The 25542-nt window shown below is 33.0% G+C and carries 20 protein-coding genes; 3 read left to right on the top strand and 17 right to left on the bottom strand.

Features of this window, described 5'->3' with window-relative positions; genetic code table 11:
* Positions 1-5: 5 nt before the first annotated feature.
* From ABD816_RS03285 to ABD816_RS03235, 11 genes are all read right to left on the bottom strand, one after another.
* Positions 6-1052, bottom strand: coding sequence for a GDP-L-fucose synthase family protein (locus ABD816_RS03285; RefSeq protein ID WP_344924723.1), 1047 nt, complete (start codon positions 1050-1052; stop codon positions 6-8).
* A 3-nt stretch (positions 1053-1055) separates the two neighbouring features.
* The gene (gene gmd / locus ABD816_RS03280; RefSeq protein WP_344924721.1) at positions 1056-2174 is read right to left on the bottom strand and encodes a GDP-mannose 4,6-dehydratase; all 1119 of its coding nucleotides are present in this window, start codon (positions 2172-2174) and stop codon (positions 1056-1058) included.
* Between the two features lie 87 nt (positions 2175-2261).
* The gene (locus ABD816_RS03275; protein ID WP_344924719.1) at positions 2262-3230 is read right to left on the bottom strand and encodes a type I phosphomannose isomerase catalytic subunit; all 969 of its coding nucleotides are present in this window, start codon (positions 3228-3230) and stop codon (positions 2262-2264) included.
* 4 nt (positions 3231-3234) lie between these two features.
* Complete coding sequence (rfbD, locus tag ABD816_RS03270) at positions 3235-4104, bottom strand: dTDP-4-dehydrorhamnose reductase (RefSeq protein WP_344924718.1); 870 nt, start codon at positions 4102-4104, stop codon at positions 3235-3237.
* An 80-nt stretch (positions 4105-4184) separates the two neighbouring features.
* Complete coding sequence (rfbC, locus tag ABD816_RS03265; protein ID WP_344924716.1) at positions 4185-4727, bottom strand: dTDP-4-dehydrorhamnose 3,5-epimerase; 543 nt, start codon at positions 4725-4727, stop codon at positions 4185-4187.
* A gap of 2 nt (positions 4728-4729) precedes the next feature.
* Positions 4730-5587: a glucose-1-phosphate thymidylyltransferase RfbA gene (rfbA, locus tag ABD816_RS03260; protein ID WP_344924714.1), complete on the bottom strand. Its 858-nt coding sequence runs from the start codon at positions 5585-5587 to the stop codon at positions 4730-4732.
* 193 nt (positions 5588-5780) lie between these two features.
* Positions 5781-6800 carry a dTDP-glucose 4,6-dehydratase gene (gene rfbB / locus ABD816_RS03255; protein ID WP_344924712.1) on the bottom strand — a complete coding sequence of 340 codons (1020 nt, stop codon included), beginning with the start codon at positions 6798-6800 and terminating at the stop codon, positions 5781-5783.
* A 5-nt stretch (positions 6801-6805) separates the two neighbouring features.
* A complete protein-coding gene (locus ABD816_RS03250) occupies positions 6806-7792 on the bottom strand; it encodes a hypothetical protein (protein WP_344924710.1) in 987 nt (328 codons plus the stop codon).
* Between the two features lie 5 nt (positions 7793-7797).
* Positions 7798-9489 (bottom strand): DUF6909 family protein, encoded by a 1692-nt coding sequence (locus ABD816_RS03245; RefSeq protein ID WP_344924708.1) that lies wholly within the window; start codon positions 9487-9489, stop codon positions 7798-7800.
* A gap of 144 nt (positions 9490-9633) precedes the next feature.
* Entirely contained in the window at positions 9634-11133 is a 1500-nt protein-coding gene (locus tag ABD816_RS03240) for a GH3 auxin-responsive promoter family protein (protein ID WP_344924706.1), read from the bottom strand.
* Positions 11134-11138: 5 nt separating this feature from the next.
* The gene (locus ABD816_RS03235; RefSeq protein WP_344924704.1) at positions 11139-12008 is read right to left on the bottom strand and encodes a M23 family metallopeptidase; all 870 of its coding nucleotides are present in this window, start codon (positions 12006-12008) and stop codon (positions 11139-11141) included.
* Positions 12009-12338: 330 nt separating this feature from the next.
* Between ABD816_RS03235 and ABD816_RS03230 the strand changes: the two genes are divergently transcribed.
* Entirely contained in the window at positions 12339-12536 is a 198-nt protein-coding gene (locus ABD816_RS03230) for a twin-arginine translocase TatA/TatE family subunit (RefSeq protein WP_344924702.1), read from the top strand.
* Positions 12537-12615: 79 nt separating this feature from the next.
* On the opposite strand, the gene ABD816_RS03225 is transcribed toward ABD816_RS03230, so the two are convergent.
* The 4 genes from ABD816_RS03225 to ABD816_RS03210 form a co-directional block, all read right to left on the bottom strand.
* Positions 12616-14745, bottom strand: coding sequence for a Tex family protein (locus ABD816_RS03225; protein ID WP_344924700.1), 2130 nt, complete (start codon positions 14743-14745; stop codon positions 12616-12618).
* A gap of 181 nt (positions 14746-14926) precedes the next feature.
* Entirely contained in the window at positions 14927-15916 is a 990-nt protein-coding gene (locus tag ABD816_RS03220; RefSeq protein ID WP_344924698.1) for a DUF4837 family protein, read from the bottom strand.
* A gap of 315 nt (positions 15917-16231) precedes the next feature.
* Positions 16232-17854 (bottom strand): LysM peptidoglycan-binding domain-containing protein, encoded by a 1623-nt coding sequence (locus ABD816_RS03215; RefSeq protein ID WP_344924696.1) that lies wholly within the window; start codon positions 17852-17854, stop codon positions 16232-16234.
* Between the two features lie 213 nt (positions 17855-18067).
* Complete coding sequence (locus ABD816_RS03210) at positions 18068-19258, bottom strand: phosphoglycerate kinase (protein ID WP_344924694.1); 1191 nt, start codon at positions 19256-19258, stop codon at positions 18068-18070.
* A 291-nt stretch (positions 19259-19549) separates the two neighbouring features.
* On the opposite strand from ABD816_RS03210, the gene ABD816_RS03205 reads away from it, so the two are divergent.
* Both ABD816_RS03205 and ABD816_RS03200 read left to right on the top strand, forming a co-directional pair.
* A complete protein-coding gene (locus ABD816_RS03205) occupies positions 19550-20716 on the top strand; it encodes a DNA polymerase III subunit (protein ID WP_344924692.1) in 1167 nt (388 codons plus the stop codon).
* Between the two features lie 74 nt (positions 20717-20790).
* Positions 20791-21189 carry a DoxX family protein gene (locus ABD816_RS03200; protein WP_344924690.1) on the top strand — a complete coding sequence of 133 codons (399 nt, stop codon included), beginning with the start codon at positions 20791-20793 and terminating at the stop codon, positions 21187-21189.
* A 78-nt stretch (positions 21190-21267) separates the two neighbouring features.
* Here the strand turns inward: ABD816_RS03200 and ABD816_RS03195 are convergent, their stop codons facing one another.
* Together ABD816_RS03195 and ABD816_RS03190 are read right to left on the bottom strand one after the other, a co-directional pair.
* Positions 21268-24285 (bottom strand): PA domain-containing protein, encoded by a 3018-nt coding sequence (locus ABD816_RS03195; protein WP_344924688.1) that lies wholly within the window; start codon positions 24283-24285, stop codon positions 21268-21270.
* Positions 24286-24564: 279 nt separating this feature from the next.
* On the bottom strand, positions 24565-25542 hold the full coding sequence (locus tag ABD816_RS03190) for a PorP/SprF family type IX secretion system membrane protein (RefSeq protein ID WP_344924686.1): 978 nt from the start codon (positions 25540-25542) through the stop codon (positions 24565-24567).

The raw sequence follows: 25542 nt of genomic DNA, 5'->3' as shown, positions 1-25542 counted from the left end.
AATTTTTATCTATTGATATACCATTCATACACTTTTTTAATTCCATCTTCTAATTCTATTTTATGCTTCCACCCCAAAGCATTTAGCTTAGAAACATCTGTTAACTTTTTTATTGTGCCATCTGGTCGATCTGTATTAAAAACTAATTCACCTTTAAAACCTACAACATTCTTTATTAACATAGCTAAATCTTTGATTGATATATCTTTACCCGTTCCGATATTGATATGTGTGTTTCGTATTTCAATAGAACCAGTTTCGTAAGTGTCCTTAAAATCTCTATTCTCCATAATAAAAACACAAGCATCTGCCATGTCCTCACTCCATAAGAACTCTCTCATGGGAGCACCTGTTCCCCATATCTCTACAGTATCATTAGTCACTCCAAATGCTTTCAGATACTTTTTTGCATCCGTTAACGTATCCATCTTAAGATTTTCCAGCACTTCATCATTTCTGGATTCTGACAGCAATTTTGCTACATGCATTTTTCTTATTAAAGCGGGTAATACATGTGATTTTTCTAAATCAAAGTTATCATTGGGTCCGTACAGATTCGTTGGCATTACTGAAATAAAATTACTCCCATATTGCAAATTGTAACTTTCGCACATTTTAATACCAGCAATTTTAGCAATAGCGTAAGGTTCATTTGTATATTCTAGCGTATCAGTTAACAGATACTCCTCTTTCATTGGTTGCGGACAACTCTTAGGATAAATACAAGTACTTCCTAAAAAAAGTAACTTTTTAACTCCTTGAATATGGCTGTAATGAATCACATTATTCTGAATCATCAAATTTTCATATATAAAATCCGCTCTATACGTGTTATTAGCTACTATTCCTCCTACTTTTGCCGCTGCCAAGAAGACATATTCAGGTTTTTCCTTTTCAAAAAAAATTTTAACAGCATTGGCATCTGTAAGATCTAACTCTTTATGAGTTCTTGTAACAAATCTAGTATATCCTCTTGTTTCTAAATTCTTCAGAATTGCACTTCCTACCAATCCTCTATGACCAGCAATATATATTTTGGAATCTTTATGCATTATTTATTCGAAATAATTAAGTGTTGTATAACCTCCAGTTCTAAGATACTGATCTTTCTTCATAAGTTTTAAATCACTTTTCATCATATCTTTAATTAGATCATTCAAGTCATATTTTAAAGTCCAACCAAGCTTTTCTTTAGCTTTTGTAGGGTCACCTATAAGCAATTCAACTTCTGTAGGTCTAAAATATTTAGGATCTACACTCAAAACCTCTTTACCTATTTCTAATTGGTATTCTGGGTTATTGCACTTAGTAACATAAGCTTTTTCATTAATCCCTTCTCCTCTAAACTCAAGTTCAATCCCTGTTTCTGCAAAACTCATCTTTACAAAATCTCTTACAGCTGTAGTCTTTCCTGTTGCGATGACCCAATCTTCGGGTTCCTCAGCTTGTAAAATCATCCACATCATACGCACATAGTCCTTAGCATGTCCCCAATCTCGCTGAGCATTTAAGTTCCCTAAATAGAATTTATCTTGCAATCCTAATGCAATTCTGGATACAGCTCTTGTAATTTTACGCGTAACAAATGTTTCTCCTCTAATTGGCGATTCATGATTAAATAGAATACCATTACAAGCATACATATCATAAGCTTCTCTATAATTAACAGTAATCCAAAATGCATACATCTTAGCAACAGCATATGGACTTCTTGGATAAAACGGTGTGGTCTCTGATTGAGGTACTTCCTGAACTTTTCCATAAAGCTCTGAAGTGGAAGCCTGATAAATTCTTGTTTTCTTTTCTAATCCTAAAATTCGAATTGCCTCTAGTATTCTAAGTGTGCCCGTGGCATCTGCATTGGCTGTATATTCAGGTGTTTGAAATGAAACATGAACATGGCTCATTGCCGCTAAATTATAAATCTCATCAGGTTGAATTTCCTGTATCAAACGAATAAGATTGGTACTATCCGTCATGTCTCCATAATGGAGATGAAAGTTACGATTTTCTATATGAGGATCCTGATATAAATGATCAATCCTATCTGTATTAAAAAGAGAAGACCTTCTTTTCATCCCATGTACTTCATATCCTTTTTTTAATAAGAACTCACTTAAATAAGCCCCATCCTGTCCGGTAACCCCCGTTATAAATGCTTTTTTGGTTGTCATATTCTTAATTTGTGTCTTGTATTATCGTATCTAATTCTTGTCGGGGGGTACTAAAACATCTTTTTTTAACCCTGACAAATTGTATCTTTAATTAATATAAACTTCCAGAAACTCGGCATATGAGCTTGTGATCTGTATCGAGTCAAAAATTGCAGGAATTAACAAAGATTCTCCAGTTTTTATTTTTTCTTTATAGTTTCCAACCAGCACATCACCCTCTCCTTTTGTACATAATAAAACCTTAAAAGAATCTAAACCGATATAATTTCTTTCGTAATTCTCAGTAATCTTTAAATAATTTGTTTTAAAATATTTACAGGAAGCCAATATATTAGGCGTATTAGCATCTCGATTATAATTCAATTTTGAATCTTCACTGGTTTCATAATTAAGTGCTTCTAAGGCTAAATCCGTATGCAGCTCTCGGGTCATACCCGTAGCGTCTTTTCTATCCCAGTCGTATATTCTGTAAGTAATATCAGAAGTCTGCTGTATTTCTGCAATTAAAACACCAGAATTTATAGCGTGGATCGTACCTACATCAATAAAAAAACTATCGCCTTCTTTGATATTCTCAAAATTCAGTAATTCGGTAATTCTATTCTCTTTTAGATATCTAATGTATTCTTTTTCTGAGGTACTTTTATTAAATCCTATAATTAATTCAGACTCCTTGTCTGCCTGCATTACATACCACATTTCGGTTTTACCAAATGAATTATGTCTTTTTTTTGCTATTTCGTCATTAGGATGCAATTGTATTGATAAATCTTGCTTAGCATCTATAAATTTGATTAATAAGGGAAATTGATTCCCGAATTCTTGGTATACTTTTTTTCCAAGAAGATTACTTTTACCTTCTTTTATTAATTCTACTAAGTTTTTACCTTCATAAACTCCATTAGAAATTATAGATATATCATCTCCTACTGTTGAAATTTCCCAGCTTTCACCAATATTATCTTTAATTGAGGGTTTATTTAATAATGTCTTCAACTTAGTACCTCCCCAAATTTTTTCTTTTAAGATTGGATAAAATTTTAGTGGATATAGCATATGTCTACTGTCTATTATTCATTAATATCCTTAAGGATTCTTTCCAATTCAGGATACATACATCGGGCAAGTCCAAACATTTCTTTTTATCTAAAACGCTATATTTTGGTCTCTCTGCAAAAGTAGGATAATTATCTGTTTTTTCTAGTTTTATTGAATCAAGTTTACCTTCTAGACGTAATATCTCTTTAGCAAAATCATACCAAGATGCCTCTCCAAGGTTGCTATAATGATACAAGCCATGTATCATATTCTTATGAGAAATTAGCTGTAATATAAATCCTGCTAAATCGTTGGCGTTTGTTGGAGTACCTCTTTCCGACGATACTATACTTAACTCATTTACAATTTTTGCTTTTTTCAAAATAGTGTTATAAAAATTATTTCCGTAACTAGAATACAGCCAAGAAGTTCTAATAATAAAGTATCTGTTTACAATCTCCTTTATGTATTTTTCTCCTAACAACTTAGATTTCCCATATTCATTTATAGGCCTCGTTGCATCTTCTTCTAAATAAGGAGATTTTTTTTGACCATCGAAAACATAATCAGTAGAGATATGAATAAGCGTTGCATTATTCATTTCACAAATCTCTGCTAAATTTTTTACTCCTTCTGCATTGATAAGGTACGCTTTTTCTGTTTCTTTTTCTGCTAATTCTACATTAGTATATGCCGCACAGTTAATTATATAATCAAACGATTTAGATTCAAATATTACTTTCAAGTTTATTTTATTAGTAATATCCAGTTTTTCTGATTCATAGAAACATAAATTGAGATTATGGTAATTTCCATCAAGTTTTTGCAAACATTGACCTAACTGTCCACTGGCGCCAGTTATCATAACATTGATTTTATTCGAATTCATCATAAATTTTAATAGAACAACACTCAACTCATTCAGTGCGATAACCTAATTACTTTTAAACTCCTGATAGTTCGTTCTTAGATTTAAAATAAATCATTAAAGAATTTTAATTTCCTATCTTTTTTAGACAATATGATTTCTGAATTGTCCAATTTCCAATCAATATTTAATTCTGGGTCATCATAAAAGATCCCGGATTCATAATCTTTATTATAATAATTATCACATTTATACCCTAAGATGACTTTTTCACTCAATGTTATAAATCCATGTGCAAAACCTCTGGGAACAAATAATTGATTGTTATTATTATGATTTAAAATAACAGCAATGTGTTTTCCATAAGTTGTAGACGTTGGTCTGATATCCACTGCAACATCAAGTACTTCGCCTTCAATTACCCTTACTAGTTTAGCTTGAGCATATTTACCTGTCTGGAAATGTAACCCCCTAACTGTTCCTTTGAAAGAAACAGATTGATTATCTTGAACAAAATCAATCTGCATTCCAGTTAATTTTTCAAAAGTAATTTTATGAAAGCTTTCAAAAAAAGCACCTCTCTCATCCTTAAATACTTTAGGTTTTAGAATAAAACATCCATCCAAACAGGTTTTTATTATCTCCATTATTAATCTAATTGTAATAAATATTTTCCGTAGCCGCTTTTGATTAATGGTTTTGCTAATTCTTTTAGCTGCTTTTTATTTATAAAACCTTTTTTATAAGCCATTTCTTCTATTGCACCAATTTTTAACCCTTGTCTCTCTTCAATAACCTGTACAAATTGCGATGCTTGCATTAGTGAATTAAAAGTTCCTGTATCCAACCAGGCAGTGCCTTTATCTAAAATACTAACTTTTAATTTTTGCTTTTTTAAATACACATTGTTAATATCTGTAATTTCCAGTTCTCCTCGATTACTTGGGATACTATTTTTTGCAATTTTAATTACTTCATTATCATAAAAATAAATACCGGGAACAGCAAAATTAGATGCAGGATTCGTTGGTTTTTCTTCAATCGATATTGCATTTCCTTTATGATCAAAATCAACTACTCCATAACGTTGAGGATCTTGCACATGGTACGCATAAATAACGCCTCCATCCGGGTCATTATTGCTCTCTAAAAGTTCTTCCAGTCCTGATCCATAAAAAATATTATCCCCTAGAATCAGCGCGACTTTATCACCCCCAATAAATTGCTCACCAATAATGAATGCTTCAGCTAATCCTCTGGGTTGTTCCTGTATTGCATATTGAAAATTACATCCATATTTTTTGCCATTGCCCAGTAATTTCTGAAATAGAGGTACGTCTTGTGGTGTAGAAATAATTAGGATCTCTTTAATACCTGCAGACATTAATGTAGATAATGGATAATAAATCATAGGTTTATCATATATAGGCATCAATTGTTTGCTGACTGCTAGTGTCAATGGATACAATCTCGTACCTGATCCTCCTGCTAATATGATTCCTTTCATTTATTTATTTTTAATAATTATTTAATGACAAGACATCCTAAAGTTTTAATGAACTCAGAATTTTTTACTGTGAGCTAATGGAAAGAGTTTATCTTCCTGCCACATCATTACCATATCTAAGACATGGATTAAAAAATATAGCGAAATCAAACAAAAGGGATCAAATTGTATCTCTCACAGGTAATTTAATATCTTAGTTTTTAGGCTTATATTTTTGTAAATACCATTCGATTGTCTTTTGAATACCCGTCTCAAAATTTTCATCTGCTCTCCATGATAACTCACTCTCAATTTTAGAAGCATCAATTGCATATCTAAAATCGTGTCCGGGTCTATCTTTAACATATGTAATTAAATCCTTATATGAACTTTGATTACTTAAAGGCTTTAATGTATCCAAAATAGAACAAATCTTAGTAGCGATATATATATTCTCTCTTTCGTTTTTCCCTCCAATATTATATGTATCTCCTAGACGACCTTTTTTCAATACTAAATCAATTCCACAACAATGATCCTCCACATATAACCAGTCTCTTACATTTTTACCGTCTCCATAAATCGGAATTGATTCCTGATGTATTGCTTTTCTAATAATAGTAGGAATCAATTTTTCATCATGCTGTCTTGGCCCATAATTATTCGAACAGTTTGTTGTTAGTACTGGTAATCCATAGGTATGGAAATAACTCCTAACCAACATATCAGATGATGCTTTAGAAGCACTATAAGGACTATTAGGTGCATATGGTGTACTCTCTGTAAATAATCCTGTATTCCCTAAACTACCATATACCTCATCTGTTGATATGTGTAAAAATCGAGCTTGTTCGTACTTATCTTTACATTTATTAGGCGCATTCATCCAAAAATTATTGGCTACTGATAATAAATTAAATGTGCCTACTATATTAGTATCTATAAATGCCCTTGGTTTACTTATAGAATTATCCACATGAGATTCCGCGGCAAAATGCACTACCGTATCTATTTTATAAGTAGAAAAAATATCATTTACCAATTTCTGGTCACAAATATCTCCTTGAATAAAAGTATAATTGCTCGTATTAGTAACTTCTAAATTATCCAAATCACTGGCATACGTTAAATTATCAAGATTAATTATTCGTGTATCTTCTTCTTTGGATTTAAAATTTATATAATTGGATCCAATAAAACCTGCGCCTCCTGTAATTAAAATCGTTCTTTTCACTTTTATTAAGTTGTAACCAGTTTTTGAAGCTCGATATATAAATACCTAATCAGATAAAATATTGACACCCCAATAAATGCAAATAGCGGTATTAAAACCAATAAATTATAAAAAATCTTCTTCTGGTAACTAATTACATCACTATCACTTACTTTAAGAAACACTTCTTTATAAAGATTTAGTGTTTCTTCATTTTTCTTTATATTTATTAATAGAGAGGATTTCTGCTTTAATAATGCAGCAATAGTAGTCGTTTGAGTTTCATCAGCAATAATAATTACATCTTGATCTTTTTTTGTAGTATCGGTACTCAAGCTGGCAAGGTATTGATCAATAAATTGAAGTGATGTAGTATTTCTTTTTAAATCCGAAGATGCTTGATTAAATTCAAAAGCTATTTGGTCTCTAAAATAACTATTATTGGAAATACTTTCTAAAATAGAAGCTGTAATTTTACTATTATATTCTTGATCAGATTTAAAATAGACAACGATTTTGTGATGTTTATAGAAGTTTCTAAATTTCTCTATATTTAAATCATTTTCAGATTTTTCATAGAGAACTTCATAAGATTCTTGATCGTTAAACGTGTCTTTTAGCTCTATCATAATATCATCCGCTGCTATTATCGGAGTTATTTCAATAGATTCAATATTTCTGCTCCACAAAGATTCCATTCCTAAAGATTGGATATATTTTTTATCTCCTAGTTTATAAGATAAATTATCTATAAAACTATAGATATATGAAACCGATCTATATTTTGGTTCAATAATAACTTCTTGTTTATAAATAGTACTTCCTATCTTCCTGTCTATAAAATATCCTGCAGTAGCTCCTACAGCTAATAGAAGTAAAAAAAATATCCATTTCTTCTTATAGAATGTTATGATAGAGAAAAAGAGTCTAAGAATTTTTATGACAACCCTTTTGATCAATTTTATGACCTGATTTACATCAATCTCTTCTTCACTGGCGATTTTTTGATTCATTTTATTTATACTTCTTTAAAAATTTGTTCTAAAATTTTTTCTGTAATTAAATATGTGGGTTTCACTCCAGTGGTTCCTAACCCACCGGAGGCCAAGGTACTCCCAGTTTCCAATGGATTATCAGAGGCATAATATGCATACCTTACTTTTACCTTAGAACTTATGCTACCTCTAAGTTTTGATGCAGATTGAATGGCTTTTTGATAATGTGCTCCTTCCATTTCTAAACCGATAACACTCCAGGTTGAATCATGAAAAAATGCAAGAATATCTCTATTTTGTAATGATGTACCTAATACTGTGATCATTGCTCCATCATAAATATCTATTCCATTTCCTTCTAGGTCCTTCTTTTTTAGTTCATTTTTAAATGGATAATTATCTGCTGTACCTTCAAAAACATGAGCAGTAGGTATCATAATATCACCTTTTCCTCCTTCCAGAATACCAGCTTTACCCATAATGGAAACTGATTTAACATTTAAATGCTTTCTATCATTCTCTTTTACATAAGGCTTTAGCAATTCATCCATAGTTTCATACGCTTGCTCGCCAAATGCATAATCCATCACAATAATAATAGGTTTCTGATGGTCTTCTATATCTTTTATAAATTCAGTATATACTCCATCTACATATTTTTTCGTATCAAAAATCTGAACGTTAATATTAGCTCCACTGTGATCTTCTATGTGGGTCATTCCTCTTTGTAACGCTAATTTTTCTACCTTTTTTCTTAATTTATCATTTTTACCATCACTGAGAAGTTCATAAATATCAAAAGTAGTTTTGTTTTTTAGTTCTGTTTTTAATGCCACAGGTGCATACAATGTATTCATTACACTATGCATATTAGCACTTATAACATGAATCGGACGGTCTAACGCCTCCAATTTTTCCAAAACACGTTTAATATTATTTGCCCATATTTCCCCATGAATGTGATGCCCTAAACGTTCTCTTAGTACAGGGCTAAATGTGACAATCCTTTTGTTATCATTTACGGTTTCTTCTATTGCCAATTTTCCCAGCCAATAAATAATATGTAAAAACCGTTCTTTATTTGCTGCACATGAAAAACTCGTATAAATAGAAGAAACTTCTTTAAAAGTCCTTCCTAATATATTAGCTGTATGTGTAAGCGCAACTTCGCGCTCTGCTTTTGTTAGTTCTTTTTTTGATGAAACTGCCTTTTCCAATTTGTCCCAATCCCTGGTCACATTACCTTCTTCATTAATAACCACACGATTCATAATTTTATGCGATTCTATAAACAAAAATGTAAGGTGTGTAAGAATATCGTAGATTTCTGACCGTCCCCGAGTAATCTCAATATTCATTTGTTCCTCATCAATACGGTAACAATTTCTTCTTCTTTTTGGTGGTACAATCGCTTTAAAATGTGAGTCTTTATAACCCTCTTCGCTGGTTAGATTAATAAAGCGACACTCCTCAATCCCAAAAGGTAATCGATCAATAACATATAACAGACCATTAAGCTCTGCTTTTTCTTCGGATACTGAACCATAAATCTCTGGTCGAAGTGCTAATAATCCTTCACGCAATGTATCACCAGAAACTCCCATAGGTTTATAAAAACCTCTGTTAAACAAATGTCTCATAGTAATATACATTCGCTCTATAGCACTAGAACTTTCTTGTGCCCTGTTTCTTCCTTGTGATTTGTGATTTGTCATACGTTTTACTAACAAATATATAACTTATTATCAATTCTACAGTAAATAAAAAACAAGACCTTCAGGCCACTTATAATCAATAAGATGAAAAGTGTATTTATTATGATTAAGGAAATGTTTGAAGTAAATCTTTTGTACCTAATTTTAGGTAGTTGTCATTGCAGTTAATACATCTGCTATTTTTCTATCATTAGAAAGTCTGGGTAATTTGTTTTGCCCTCCTAATTTTCCCACAGATTTCATGTATTCATTAAATCCATTAGCAGGAACTGTTGTAATCTTAAGTGTTCTCAAAATATGCCCCACTATTAAATCATCGTAATAAGAATTTTGTTTTCTAAGAGAATTATCGATCTGTAGTGCCAGATTTTCTATATGTAGAGGTTCTTCCTGAAACTCAATAAACCATTCATGATAAGGTAATTCTGAAGCTTCAGGATTAATCTGAGGAGCTACGGTAAACTCTTTAATCATTGCACCTGTTGCTTCTGCGCCTTCTTTTAGAGCTTGTTCTACTTCCTTCCCAATTACATGTTCTCCGAATGCTGAAATAAAATGTTTAATTCTCCCAGACACCACAACTCGATATGGATCTGTATTGGTAAATTGTACTGTATCGCCAATATTATATGCCCATAAACCGGCATTAGAGGAAATCAACATAACATAATTGACTCCAACCTCAACATCTGATATCGTTAATCGTTTAGGGTGTTCATCAAAAAAAGTATCCGCTTTAACAAACTCATAAAACATTCCTGAGTCTAATTGTAATAGCATTCCTTTTTCATTTTGTTTATCCTGGAATGCGAAAAAACCTTCGGATGCTGGATATAATTCAATCCCTGCAACTTTTCTTCCAATTAATTTTTCGAAAGTAACCCGGTAAGGTTCAAAGTTTACTCCCCCATAAATGAATAGTTCGAAATTTTTAAAAAGTTTTCCTATTTGCTTGCCCGTTTTATGTTGTAACTTTTCAAAATACATCTGCACCCATGGTGGGATTCCGCTAATGATAGTCATATCCTCATCTACCGTTTCTTCTACGATAGCATCTACCTTTTTTTCCCAATCGTCGATACTGTTGGTTTCAAAGCTTGGCATTCTGTTTTTCTGAAGATACTTTGGCACATAGTGTGCCACAATACCTGAAAGCCTACCCACATGTACTCCGTTTTTTTCTATCAATTCAGGACTTCCTTGTAAAAAAATCATTTTACCATCCACAAAAGCTGTTTTACCACTTTCTGCTATGTAACATAGAATTGCATTACGTGCTGCTTTAATATGTGTGGGCATCGAGGCTTTTGTAAGAGGAATATATTTTACCCCACTGGTAGTTCCAGAAGTTTTTGCAAAATATAAAGGTTTTCCCGGCCATAAAATATCAGGCTCACCATCAACTACCCGATCTACATAAGGTCTTAATTGCTCATAGTCTCTAATTGGAACTTGTTTTACAAAATCTTTATGGTTCTTAATATCTTTAAAACAGTGATCTTTCCCAAAAGCAGTATCTCTTGCAGTATGTAGTAGATCTTTAAAGACTTTCTGCTGGGTTTTTATTGGGTTATTAGCCCAGGTATCAATTCTTTTTCGAATTCGTTTCGCAAAAATCTTAGCTGCTAATCCTTTAATCGACATATGTATTATTCAAAATCAATAAACTTTGATGGGTCTGTATGATATCCATCTTTCCATAATTCAAAATGCAAATGAGGACCTGTAGATAGTTCTCCTGTAGATCCTGCTGTTGCAATCACTTCTCCCTCTTTTACCTGTTCCCCTTGTTGTTTAGTGAGTGAAGCATTGTGTTTGTATACTGTCAGTAGATTATTGCCGTGATCCAAGATAATGACATGTCCCGTTTCTGATGTCCATTCTGCAAAAATTACCGTTCCTGCAGCAGCTGCTTTTACCGGGGTATCCTTAGGCACCGCAATATCGACTGCATAATGTTTTTCATTAGCATCATATAAAGAAGTAATACTACCTTGCACTGGTGGAAATAGAGAAAAACCTGCGCTTGATTTTTCACTTTCGAATAAACTATATTTATCTTCTCTGGAAACTTCTTCTCTTAATTGTATATCCTCTTCTGATGGGTTGAGATCTACTTCCTGCGGGTTCAGTTTTTGGGATTGTAATGCAGAATCTATATCAAACTCTACTGTCTTTACTTCACCGTTTAATACTTTTTTGATAGAATTAAAATATTCCTGTCTTACATTGATTACAGCCTTCAAGGAATCCGCTGTCGTTACGAGTCTACTTGCTTTAAGATCCAATGAAGTAGAAGAGTATCCCGGTATGTACTCTCTTAATGGTGTAAAGGCTATTAAAAAGGTTGTACAGGAAATTAAAACAACCGTAGTGATCATAACCAAAACAAATACATTTAACCTAGTAAGTTTAAAAGATATACGTTCTTCAAAAGTATCTTCATTAAGAATGACTAAGCGATACTTATTCAGTAGCTTTTTAGTAATTTTTTTTTGTTCTTTTTTCTTTTTAGCCATACATTATTTCTAATACTATGAATGTATCAAAATTGCCTTTCAGTCAGCAATACATACTAAGATATCACAATATAGTATTTTGAACTCTTTTATAATTGGGTTAGTGCAATTAAAAACAAATATACGTATTGAATTCATTTTGAGTTTTATTCTTACCTCAGAATTTATCATTTCGGTACTTGTAAAAACGCTAAATCTTACATCAAAACGTTAATTAGTTGTAAATAGTCTTATTACTCGGTGTGAAATTGTCTTAAAAAGAGTTTTTGATTGCATAAAAATGACATTTTTAAGTAAATCTTGTTAACTTTGTAACCTAATAATAATATCATGATATCACTAAGTATATTTTTAGGAATGTTTGGTCCTTGGCAGATCGCACTCGTAGTTGTAGCGATCCTTCTTTTATTTGGAGGTAAAAAAATACCAGAATTAATGAGAGGTTTAGGAAGTGGAATTAAAGAATTTAAAGATGCTACTAAAGAAGATGAGGAAAAACCTGGAAAAATAGAAGAGGATAAAAAGTAATCTTTAATATGTATAACATATAAAACCCAACGAATGTCGTTGGGTTTTTGTTTTAAGACAAAAATGATCACACAAGATATTATCCATCGATCAATGACAATTGTACTCTCTTTCTAGGCACATCCACACTGATCACAGTAACCATAAGATGTTGATTTAATTGAACAACAGCATTGACATCACTGATATATTGATTAGCTAGTTTTGAGATATGTATCAGACCACTTTCTTTTATTCCGATATCCACAAAACATCCAAAATTGGTAATATTATTAACAATTCCAGGCAGTTTCATCCCTGTAATCAAATCATTAATGGTTTTCACATTAGGGTCAAATTCAAAAACTCTTGCTTTTTTTCTTGGATCCACCCCTGGTTTCTCTAACTCTTTGACAATATCTGTCAACGTAGGTAACCCTACATCTTCTGAGATATAATTTTGTAATTCAATTTTAGCAATAACATCTTTATTTCCTATTAATTCGTGAACTGGGATTCCAACATTTTTGGCTATTTTTGATACTAATCCATAGCGTTCTGGATGTACTGCAGAATTATCCAATGGATTTTTAGGATCCCTAATTCTAAGAAATGCTGCTGCTTGTTCATAAGCTTTACCACCTAATCGGGGTACTTTTTTTAACTCTTCACGCGACTGCAAAGCTCCATTATCGGATCGATACTTCACAATATTCTCTGCAAGCTTTTCTCCTATTCCAGATACGTAACTTAATAAAGGAGCGCTGGCTGTATTTACGTTAATCCCTACACTATTCACACAACTCATGACTACCGTATCTAATTCGTTCTTTAATTTTGTTTGATCTACATCATGTTGGTACTGCCCTACACCTATAGCTTTAGGATCAATTTTTACCAATTCAGCCAAAGGATCTGCCAACCTTCTACCAATTGACACAGCACCTCTAACAGTCACATCATAATTAGGGAACTCTGCTCTTGCTATTTTTGAGGCAGAATAGACAGAGGCTCCACTTTCATTGACCATAAATACCTGAATCTGGTTGTCAAAGGGTATTTTTTTTATAAATGTCTCTGTTTCTCTTGCTGCAGTGCCATTACCAATAGCAATCGCTTCAATTTTATAGGCATTGACCAAAGAACGGATTTTCTTAATGGCATTAGTTGTTTCTCGTTGTGGAGGGTGTGGATATATATTTTCATTATGTAACAGGTCTCCTTGTGCTGCAAGACACACTACTTTGCACCCGGATTTAAAACCTGGATCTAAAGCCAAAATTCTTTTTTGTCCTAATGGAGAACCTAATAATAGTTGTTTTAAATTTTGAGCGAATACCTTAATTGCATCATCATCTGCTTTTTCTTTTGCCTGATTTAAAATTTCTGTAGCAATCGCTGGTGCTATTAATCGTTTATATGCATCAGCGATCGCCAAAAACATATGATCTGTACACGCTTCTATACTTGATGTGATCATAATGTTGTCAATAATATCCAACGCATCATTTTCGGGAACCGTAATTTTTACCCGTACAATTTTCTCATTTTCTGCACGGAGAATAGCCAGCAATCTATGTGATGGACATTTTTGTAAAGGTTCTTCCCATTCAAAATATTGTTGATATTTCTGTGCAGTTTCATCTGCTTTTTTTGATTTAATAACTGTGGCGGATATCGTAGCCTTTCTTTGATATAATCTACGTATTCTATTACGTACCTTTTCATCTTCACTAATCCATTCTGCAACAATATCTCTAGCTCCTTGTAATGCTGATTCTTCATTAATAATGTCGGCTGTGAAGTATTGCGATGCGACAAAAAGAATCTCTTCCTCTCGTTGTTTTATTATAATTTTTGCCAAGGGTTCGAGTCCTTGTTCTCTTGCAACAGAAGCTTTGGTTTTACGCTTTTTCTTATATGGCAAATACAAATCTTCTACCTCAGATAAAAGCTGTGCTAATTCGATACGTTTTTGTAACTCTGGTGTTAATGCTTCTTGCTCCTTTATTGAAGCTAGGACACTTTCTTTTCTTTTCTGCAGTACCTCATAACCAGCTTTATATTTTACGATCTCTCCTATGGCTACTTCATCAAGGTTTCCTGTCATTTCTTTACGATATCTGGAAATAAAAGGAATTGTAGCACCATCATCCAATAGTGCAATCGTTTTAGCGATTTGCTTTTCTGAAATAGAAACCTGTTTTGCAATAAAAGAAACGATATTCATTCTTTGTTTTTTATAAATTGTTTAGCTGAAATTGATAATACATACGTTACCATGTACTGTATCTTGAAGCATAACGTCAATTCCAGATTTTAAATATATTATAAATTGAATAATAAAAACCCATTTTTAAACAAGTTCAAAAATGGGTTAGTATCCCTAATTTATTATACAATAATATTTTCTAGTGCTCTTCGAATTCTATAGTATTAATAATAGACTCCAGTTCGAACATATTATTTCGTTTTCTTACTGATGGTGCCAGAATAAATCCTTCTATCACTAATAATCTATTATTGGTTGTATCTTCTATTACATAATTAACAAAGGGACCAGCCATAAACCGGTCTTTGATCTCCCAAGTACCTTTTGTTTCAAAAGTAAACTTACCATCTAATGTTGTTTTATATAAATACGGAGCATATGATTCTTCTGTTATAAATTTTCCGGATGACGTTGGGATTTTTAAGGCACCGACAGAATCTCTCATTTTAATAATACTAGTAATTGTTGTAGAGTCTTTTTTGATAGCATCTAATGGCATTTCATATATAATCAAATTCATATCACCATTCGTAATATCCTTGCGTAGCCAAAAGAATTTTTCTTCTTCTTTTGCAATTCGATAAGCCGTAGGAATTTTTAAAGTTATTCCCATTTTTTCTTTAAGTTGTGGAATATATTCTAAAGATTTTTTGATTCGATTTTGCTTTTCGGTCATTTCCATCTTTTTAAATTTAGAAATGATACTCTCTGAGTTCTTCTGGAGCAAATCGATGATAGTATCATCTGTTGTTCCAGTAATTACAAACCCTAATTGAGGTGTTGAGAAATTATTAGTAGCGGTGACAATATCTTCGGTATTTCCTTTTTCTATTTTAAGAAACGTTCTATTTCTTTTTGCTAATCCTGAGAAAGCTTCAGGTGGCAATTGCCTCATAGAGAATAAAGGTTCTTCTTGCGGCAAACCAGGAACCTCTGCTCCAAAATATTTACGTATTGTATCTCCTATACGACCTTTCCATAACTCATTATCAATAATAACAGACAATTCATTTATCTTGCCTGTAGATTGAGATAAAGAGCCTTTAACTTTTACAGAAGTATCTTTTTTTGTTTTTGTACAACTTATTACAAAGAATACACAGAGGATGGCTAGTGATAGATTTTTCATATTACAAATATACTTTTGATACAATGATATTAAAAATATAATATATCCTAATACCTGTAGACTATAAATAAGCTTATATCATATTCATTTTTTAGCTTATTTATTGCGTTTCATCAGTATGATAATATATACAATCTTTATAATATCATAAATCGTTCCATACTATATTATGCACATAGATATCGCAGAAAACCAGAAAAAAATTAATAAAAATCCTTACAGTAGAACAGAGATATCACATCTAAAACGACATTTGTATCACATCTTTTTTCCAAAAATGCACGCTAACTAGATAATATAACGATTACGGACAAACTATGATTTAGACAGTTTGAGTTTCATTCCTGGTTTGATACCACTACCGCTAATGTCATTCCAACTTTTAAGGTTTTCGATAGATACATTTTTAAACTTTTTTGAAATACTCCATAGCGTATCACCAGATTTTACTGTATATAATTGATCAGAACCAGCTATAGACTGTGTTACAGGTTTTTTCTTAGTTGATGAAGACACCACAGGTCGTCGAGGATAAATAGTAAGTCGTTGTCCAATTCTAAGATTATTACTTCGCAATCCATTCCATTTTTTTATTTGACTTACACGCACGCCATAACGTCCTGCAATTTTTCCAAGAAAATCCCCACTACGAACTCGATATCTTATTTTATCATTTGCCTCTTGATATTTTGGTAGCGGTTTTTCTCTTTTATTAAGATCTGCTTGAGCGATTGTGTATAATTGACTTTCATTTTCTACAAAAGCACCTATCTTATCCAATGGTAAACGTAATACGTAATTTTCGTCTTTTATAAAAGGAATAATATCTAACTTGTAAGATGGGTTCAGAAATTGTAATTCTTCTTTTTGTATACCCATATATTCTGAAACCTGATCTAAAGAGATCATTTGTTTTACCTTAATCGTATCTGTTTCAAAATATGCAAACTCTGGTTTTGCTGGTTTAAACCCATGTTCTTCTGCATACTCAAAAATATACATTGTCGCTAAAAATGCAGGAAGATACCCCGCCGTTTCCCTTGGTAAGTTATGTCTGATATTCCAGTAATTTTTTTTACCACCACTACGGCGTATTGCTTTTGTTACGTTACCAGGTCCTGAGTTATAGGATGCTAATGCCAAATCCCAATCTTCAAACACACGATATAAACTTGCCAGATATTTACAGGCAGCTTCTGTTGCCATAATGGGATCCATACGCTCATCTACATACGAACTTACTTCTAATCCAAACATTTTTCCGGTTCCAAACATAAATTGCCATAATCCTGTAGCACCTACCCTAGATTTTGCTCGTGGTTTTAGTGCCGATTCTACAATAGCCAGATATTTTATTTCCAATGGTATATTCTCTTTATCCAATTCCTGTTCGAATAATGGAAAATAAAACTCACTCAATGCCATTAATCGCTCTAAATGTTTACGGCGATTTTTAAGATAGCTTTTTATAACACTTTCTAAAGATGGATTATACTCTACATTAAACGGAGTACGTGTATTAAGCTCTGCTAGTCTTGCTTTAAGCGTATCTGTAGGTAATTCTGGATACGCTACAGGTTCATAATCAAGTTCTGTTACAGACTTATAGATCGTATCAAATAACCCGGTATTATATAATTCCTGTTTCCACAAAGCATCAAGTTGAGCTATTTTAGGATTATCTGTAACCTCATATTTTACACTATCATTAGCGATGGTAGTAGTCAGCGTTTTTATAGGCGCTTCAACCTTTGTTATTTCTTTTTTGGTGATATCAAAAGCATGAATTGTATCTTTGTGCTTATCCGTTACTTCTTGCGAAGTAATCACCTCAGAAGGTTTTGTAGTAGCAGGAGAAGAAGTGCGTATGGTATCTTGTGCATTGGTAATAACTGCACAAAAAATAAAACTAAGGACTAACCAACTGTTTTTATACATTTTTAGAAATAGTTTATTTAGTAGGATGAAGTATCTCTACTTCATCATTAATTCATAATAGTATCTGTTTATTATCAATACCAACGCGAAAATCGCATTTTTTTTCTAATATCCAAAAAATCAAGCGATTAAATACATAAAAAATCAGCCAAAACGACTGATTTTTTATAACTTTTTGATTTATTAGGTGTTTTCTTACAAAATCAAGAGGTTTTATGAACCTTTGATCGCTGCTATACCCGGGAGTGTTTTTCCTTCCAGGCTTTCTAACATTGCTCCACCACCAGTAGAGACATAACTTACTTTATCGCCAAAACCAAATTGCTTTACGGCTGCCACTGAATCTCCTCCACCTACAAGCGAGAAAGTTCCGTTTGCTGTCGCTTCTGCAATAGAATTTCCTATGGCGATAGTTCCATTTGCAAAACTCTCCATTTCGAATACTCCTAACGGGCCGTTCCAAAGTATGGTTTTGGAGGCAAGAATCACTTCATGAAAACGTTTTAATGTTTCAGGTCCAGCATCCAGTCCCTGCCATCCATCAGGAATTTCATCTACACTTGTCACCGTTGTTTTAGCATTATTATCAAATGCATCCGCAGCAATAACATCTACAGGAAGATGTATCTCTACTCCTTTTTCTTTAGCTTTCTTCAAAATCTCAAGTGCTAATTCCTGTTTATCATCTTCACAAATAGAGTCTCCTATTTTTCCTCCCTGTGCTTTAATAAAAGTATATGTCATACCACCTCCTATAATCAGATGGTCTACTTTATCTAAAATATTTTCTATAATTGTAATTTTAGAAGAGACTTTAGATCCTCCCAAAATTGCTGTAATAGGCTTTTCTCCTGTAGTCAGTACTTTATCAATACTTTCTATCTCCTTGGCCAATAAATTTCCAAAACACTTGTGTTCCGGAAAAAATTGTGCTACAATCGTTGTAGAAGCATGTGCTCTGTGGGCTGTACCAAAAGCATCATTTACATAAATATCTCCTAACTTTGACAACTGCTCTGCGAATTCAGTATCTCCGCTGGTTTCTTCCTTATGAAATCTTAAATTCTCTAATAATAATACTTCTCCAGGATTTAATTTTTCAACTGCCTCCTCTGCTTCACTACCCACACAGTTTGCTACAAACTTTATTTGTACTCCAATTACAGTTGCCACCTCATCAATAATATGATGCAGTGAAAACTCATCTTGTACACCTTTGGGTCGACCTAAATGGGACATAAGCACTGCACTACCCCCATCTTCAAGAATTTTGATAATCGTAGGCTTAGCAGCCCGAATTCTAGTATCATCCGTTACTTCAAACTTTTCATTTAAAGGAACATTAAAGTCTACTCGTATTAATGCCTTTTTATTTTCAAAATTAAAATCGTTGATTGTCTTCATTAGATCATTTGATGTTGAGGAACGAAAATAATTCTATTTCGACAAAAACACAGGAAACTTATCAAAAAATCGTCTTAAATCTTTAGGAATTCTTCACTTTTATTGATTTTTAGTTAAAATAGAGATTTTTATGAAAAAGTCATATTTTGCAAATTATGTGGTAAGCTAAAGAATCAAGATCGCTATGCAGTAAGATGTAGATAAATAAACTGATTGCAATGTCCCAGAGTTCTGATATGATTACTCATCTTTCACATCTATTATGACTCTAAAAAGTTAGTATATTTGCATATGCTTTTTTCTCAAATTTTAGGGCTTACGCACATTAAAAACCATCTTACTACTAGTGTGGATAGAGGTCGTATTCCTCACGCACAACTTTTTGTAGGATCTAATGGTAGTGGTACCTTGCCTATGGCGATTGCGTATGCTCAATATATATTATGTCAAAATACAGATGGAGAAAATACTGGTGGTGCTACTTCATGTAATATAAAATTTGACCATCTGGCGCACCCAGACCTTCATTTTGCTTATCCTGTTGCTACAAATGATAAGGTAAAAAAACACCCTACAGCGAATCAGTTTGCTGAAGAATGGAGGACATTTATCAAAGAAAACCCTTATGGAAACATTTTTGATTGGCATGTACTCCTTGGTATCGAAAAAAAACAAGGTCAAATAGGAGTAGATGAAGCATTAGAGGTGGTTAAAAAACTATCATTAAAAAGTTATGAAGGTGGCTATAAGGTGATGCTCATCTGGATGGCAGATAAAATGAATATTGCTGCTTCTAATAAATTATTAAAATTAATTGAAGAACCTCCTGAAAAAACTGTTTTTATTCTTATTACAGAGGACGAAGAACAGCTTATACAAACCATTAGATCAAGATGTCAGGTACTTCATTTTCCTGCTTTAGGAGAACAAGTGATTAAAAATGCTATTCTTAATATTAGCGAGGTAACAGAAAGTGAGGCCTTAAAGATAGCGCATCGTGCAAATGGTGATTATAGTAAAGCATTACATATATTACATCACGATGGCGGTGAAGATCAGTTTGAAGATTGGTTCATCCAGTGGGTTCGTACAGCTTTTAGAGCCAAAGGAAACAAATCTGCTGTCAATGATTTAATTACCTGGAGTGAATCTATCGCAGGATCAGGGAGAGAAACACAGAAGAAATTTTTAGGCTATTGTCTTGATTTTTTTAGACAAGCTATGCTTATGAATTACGGTGCAAAAGAACTGGTATTTCTGGAGCCTAAAACAAATGGGTTCAAACTAGAGAACTTTGCTCCTTTTATTCATAGTGCTAATATCATGGATATCAGTAATGAACTGCAAGATGCTATGTATCATATAGAGCGAAACGGAAATGCAAAAATTATTTTAACCGATTTATCAATTAAACTTACACGGCTACTTCATAAAAAAAACCCACCAATAAGTAATTGATATTTCCCTTTTTAAACGCAATTAAAAAAACATACTAACTGTTTTGATATATAATTAAATTTTAAAACTGAATTATGGATAATTTTATGACACATATTGTTTCAATAACAATTCTGGCTTTTTTATTGATTACATTTTTACAATCTGGAGTAGATAAAACTATTGATTGGAAAGGAAATCTAAGTTGGCTAAAAGGTCATTTTGAAGCTACCTTTATGGGGGCTATAGTTCCTTTGTTACTTGCAGTTATTTTGATTATGGAAATGATTACAGCAGTACTTTGTGTCATTGGAATATATCAGTTGATAGTATTTGCTCAGGTATCTGTTGCTATCTGGGGTATGTTTTTAGCCTGTTTAACGCTTTTAATGCTCCTTTTTGGGCAGAGAGTAGCAAAAGATTATCAAGGTGCATTAACTATTACCTGTTATTTTATTGTGGCTATTTTTGGATTGTATATAACGGGCTCTTAAGAGTTAATATAACCAATATAAAACAACAAAGAGCAACTGTAGAGTTGCTCTTTGTTAATTATTTAAAGGGCTAAAAGTTTATTCTTTTATTAATTTAAAGAATACTTTTTCTCCTTCTAAGGTCTCAGTTTCTACAAAATAGACTCCATCTGGTAGCTCTTCTATATTAAACGTATTATTTTTTGATTGTAATACAACCGCTCCTGTTACATTGATCACTCGTACATTTTTTACTGCAGTATTGATTGCTACCAATCCATTAGAAGGATTAGGGTATATATTAATTGAACGTTTTTTAAAATCTTCTACGGTTAAGGCATTTACCTCTTCTGCTCTAAAATAAAATAATAAAATACAACCTCCATTAAATTCTATCTCAATTCTATACTCTCCCGCTTCAACGACAGTAAATTGAGGGGTGTTCCCGGATGGCTCTTCTATCCAGTTAGCGTTCGAACAATTATCATTCAATAAAAAACAAGGATCAGTAGAATCTTCCACACAGGCTCCAGAAGTATTTAATCGCTGCCAAGAAATACTTTCTAAATTGGATAGATCAAAATTAGTTTCTAATAACACCTCTTGATCTTTAGAAAGTAAAATTTGAGGAATATCAAGACCCGTACAATTCTCAGTTACTACCGTAGTTCCATTTACATAATCCAATATAGGGTTTTGAATGTCTGCTAGACCTAAAACATCAAATTCTTCTGCGAATGTCATACAAGTGCCATCTGATGGATTAGTATCTTCTTTTACTACCATATAAATTCCTGATTGAGGATTATTTAGCTGTAATATATTGCTTGTTGTCACTACTTCTGATACAATTCCAGGTCCTGTCCAGGTATACTGATCATAACCAATACCTGCAACCAATGTCAAATCTCCACTGCACAAGGTCACTTCAGAACTACAAACAGGCACGTCTAACATATTATTTGTTTGACCAATATTATTACCACAAGCATCTTCATCAGTAACCGCTTCATCCGAAATTGAGATACCTGACACTGATCCAGCATAGGAACTGGTAACCACATTTTCGACCACATTAGTGCAAGAATCTCTTAGATCCTCACAAGAAGCTATTAGTTGGGTTCTAAATCTAATAAAAATAGGGTCATCTGCCCCAGAGCTATCATCGTTAAAACTTTCTACACTATCAGAAGGAATATTAAATTGTATTGTACCCGGTGATATTTCTGAATATGTGATCCCTGCAGGTAATGTATCATCTTCTACTCCTATAAAATTCACATTGTCAGAAATTAAATTTGTAATAATAATAGAACCATCTACTAAATTTTCATTTCCTGTATTTTCGATCTCTAATTCATAGATTAATTCATTGCCTAACTGCACTGGTTGCCCTGTGATCTCGTTAAGACTATTGGCATCATATACTCTATTAATCACAGAAAGTTCTGGATTTAAAGTAGTTACCGAAAAGGCATTAAGGAAAGTACTAAAACGATCTCCATCAGTAGATAATCTAAATATGGCTTCTGTTTGATCATTCCCAATTAATACATTATCTTCATTTGGTAATTTAAAAAGATCTGCATCAAATCCTAAAGTATTTGTAGATGCAGGAATACGATCCAAAATAGTATTGTTATCAAGTGAAATAGAACCATTAAAAAAGTTGTTTACAGGATTTACATCATTAAGAACATCGGTGCCATTTCCTAAGGGCGTAAAGACACCCGATACATTCTCAATAGACAATGCGTCACTCGTCAAGCTTTTATCACCTTCCAGAGCGGCAATACCAAATTTTACGGATACAGGTTGTGTTCCTGGAAGTGTTTTAAACCCAGTGTAAGTAAAATTTACAGGAGGATCTCCTCTGAAAATTTGTGAAAACCCATCATTCATACTGATAAACTTTGCAGTCTCTAATGAATTTTCATAAACAGCTACTAATACCCATCCTCCGCAAGTACCATCTCCACCAGGTGTAAAACCTTGTGTAGCATTCATATCTGCTACCGTATAGGTTCCAAAAGGATGATCAGAGTCAATCAAAGTGGTTACATCTGCATAACAGACATAAGCTACTTCATCATTTGCTAAGTCGCCTAAAGGATTGGTGGGTGTATTGCGATAACCATCAAAAACCACTTGATCTGCCGTTACAGCAGTATAAGAACCGTTTGGGGATTTAAATTTAATATTTCTAAAATCTGCAGGTCCTTGTTTTCTTGGATCTATAATAGCAAGATCGCTTATTCTATCACCACCTGTCGTAGACAATGTTCCTAATACTACTTCTGTTTGTGCATTTAGTGCATCCACAAGGTTTTGATTAGTTACATTTGCATTTGATATATCATCATTACCAATCGATACACTAGGAATATTAATTTGTTCACCATCTCCTGTCAATTGTGGTAATTGATTCGTTTGGCTTATAATAACCACACCAACTGCCCCAGCGTTTTGCGCATTCACTACTTTTTCTCTATTGGTACAACTACCTCCTTCTTGTATCACAGCAATATTACCTGCTAATTGAACGTCATTAGTGATCCCACAACCAGTAGCGGGTTGTGCAACTACTAAATAAGAAGTAACAGCAGCAGTCTCAATATTAGAAATATCACTGGTAAACTCAGAATTACGTACGGTGTATTCTTGTGCTAATGTTCCATTATTAATAATTAGTGCTGTATTTGTATCCGTACTTGAATCTATTTGATTATCCGTAAAATCTCTGGATGTATCTCCTCTCTGGATATAATAGTTAGCTGACCAATATAACCCTGCATAAATTAAGGTACTACAATTCTCGTCTGGGGCAGATAGTCTTGCCTGACTCGAACTAAATGTAGTAGGATCTCCATCAACGTCAATAAAGGCAGTCGTAAAGTCACCATTATTTAAGGTATCATTATTTGGATCATTTGCATTAAAATTGGCTCCATTTCTTTGGATTACTCCTACAATACTATTTCCTGTCATAACAAGATCTCCCTTGATATTATCCAGTGAAATTCTTTCAGTAAAAGGTACTGTTTCCTGTGCAGTTACCCAAATACTTACGAATAGAAAGCATCCTAAAATAATTCTGGTAAGTAGTGTTTTTTTCATATTCTTTAATTTTAAATTAGAGTGATTTATGGATTAAATAAAATGTCATGTATTAATGTCACTTCTCCTTACTTTGTTACATTATTCTTTATCTATTTTTAATAATAGTAACTATTAATTTATACAGTGCGTTATTTTGTTCATAATCCTACTTCTTCATGATGCAGTATTTGACCAAAACAATGATAACAGTTGTACCAAATGACGTTACGCTTCCTTTATTCAAAAAAATACCTGCTCTATTGGAGCAGGTATATTGGATTAGTATACTACCTTTTTTTAATAGGTACATCCACATTTACTTTGTCTACAACCAAAATCGAATCCAAGTGTGATCATATGAGATCCTGCCGCTGTGGTTGCTTGTAATACTTCATTTACGTTTATCTGATATCCATAAGCCACATAAAAATTAGACTTTTTGATCCCTAACATTGGTGAAACTGATAATGGTTTAAAATCCTGATCTACTAAAGAACGTACACTAACACCAGCCCAATAATAATCTCCTCTGTGTAGCTTTCTTACTTTTAAGTTTAAATCCGCGGTACTACGACCATCACTAGCAAAGTTCTGATACAGTACTGAAGGTTCGATCTCTATATTGGTAAATCGATCATATAATGTATATCCTGTGTAAATAAAATAGTTCTGAATGGATGTAGGTTCAGTTCCAGTAAAATCATCTATTTCTTTGGGTAATAAATTTACTGCATTAGCACTTAAGAAAAACCGACCTAATCGATACAAAACACTGATATCAAAATTAGAGTTATTCACACTTACATCCTCAAGTCCTGGATTAGACGGATTATCTGGATTACCATTATTAAATTCTGAAGCATCTATACCAAACTGAGTAAATTTATAACTAAGTCCAAAAGACAAATACTGATTGCTATATTCATTCAAAGTCAGGTGGTGGGCAAAAGACATTTGGATTCCTTTTTGAGAGGTAGCGCCATTCTTATCATTGAATAATATAGCGCCTACACCAGAGCGATCGGATATTCGTCCATCAATAGATACTGATTGAGTTCCTGGAGAATCTGCAATATTTACCCATTGCTCAAAACCGGAAGCCCGTACCTGCCAACAATCTCCTACACCTGCATACGCACTAGAAATTAAATAGGTGTTATCAGCTATATACTGGTTCTGAACAGGAGCGGAAAACTCTTGCGCAAGTACCTCTACGTTCATTACTAAACCGCCCAGTAGCAAGGTCCATATAATATGCTTTTTGATATTTCTCAT

The organism is Aquimarina addita, assembly GCF_039539305.1.
In the GTDB taxonomy this organism is placed as follows: domain Bacteria; phylum Bacteroidota; class Bacteroidia; order Flavobacteriales; family Flavobacteriaceae; genus Aquimarina; species Aquimarina addita.
Note: the sequence above shows the minus strand (reverse complement) of the source record. Positions and strands in the feature narration are given on the sequence as shown.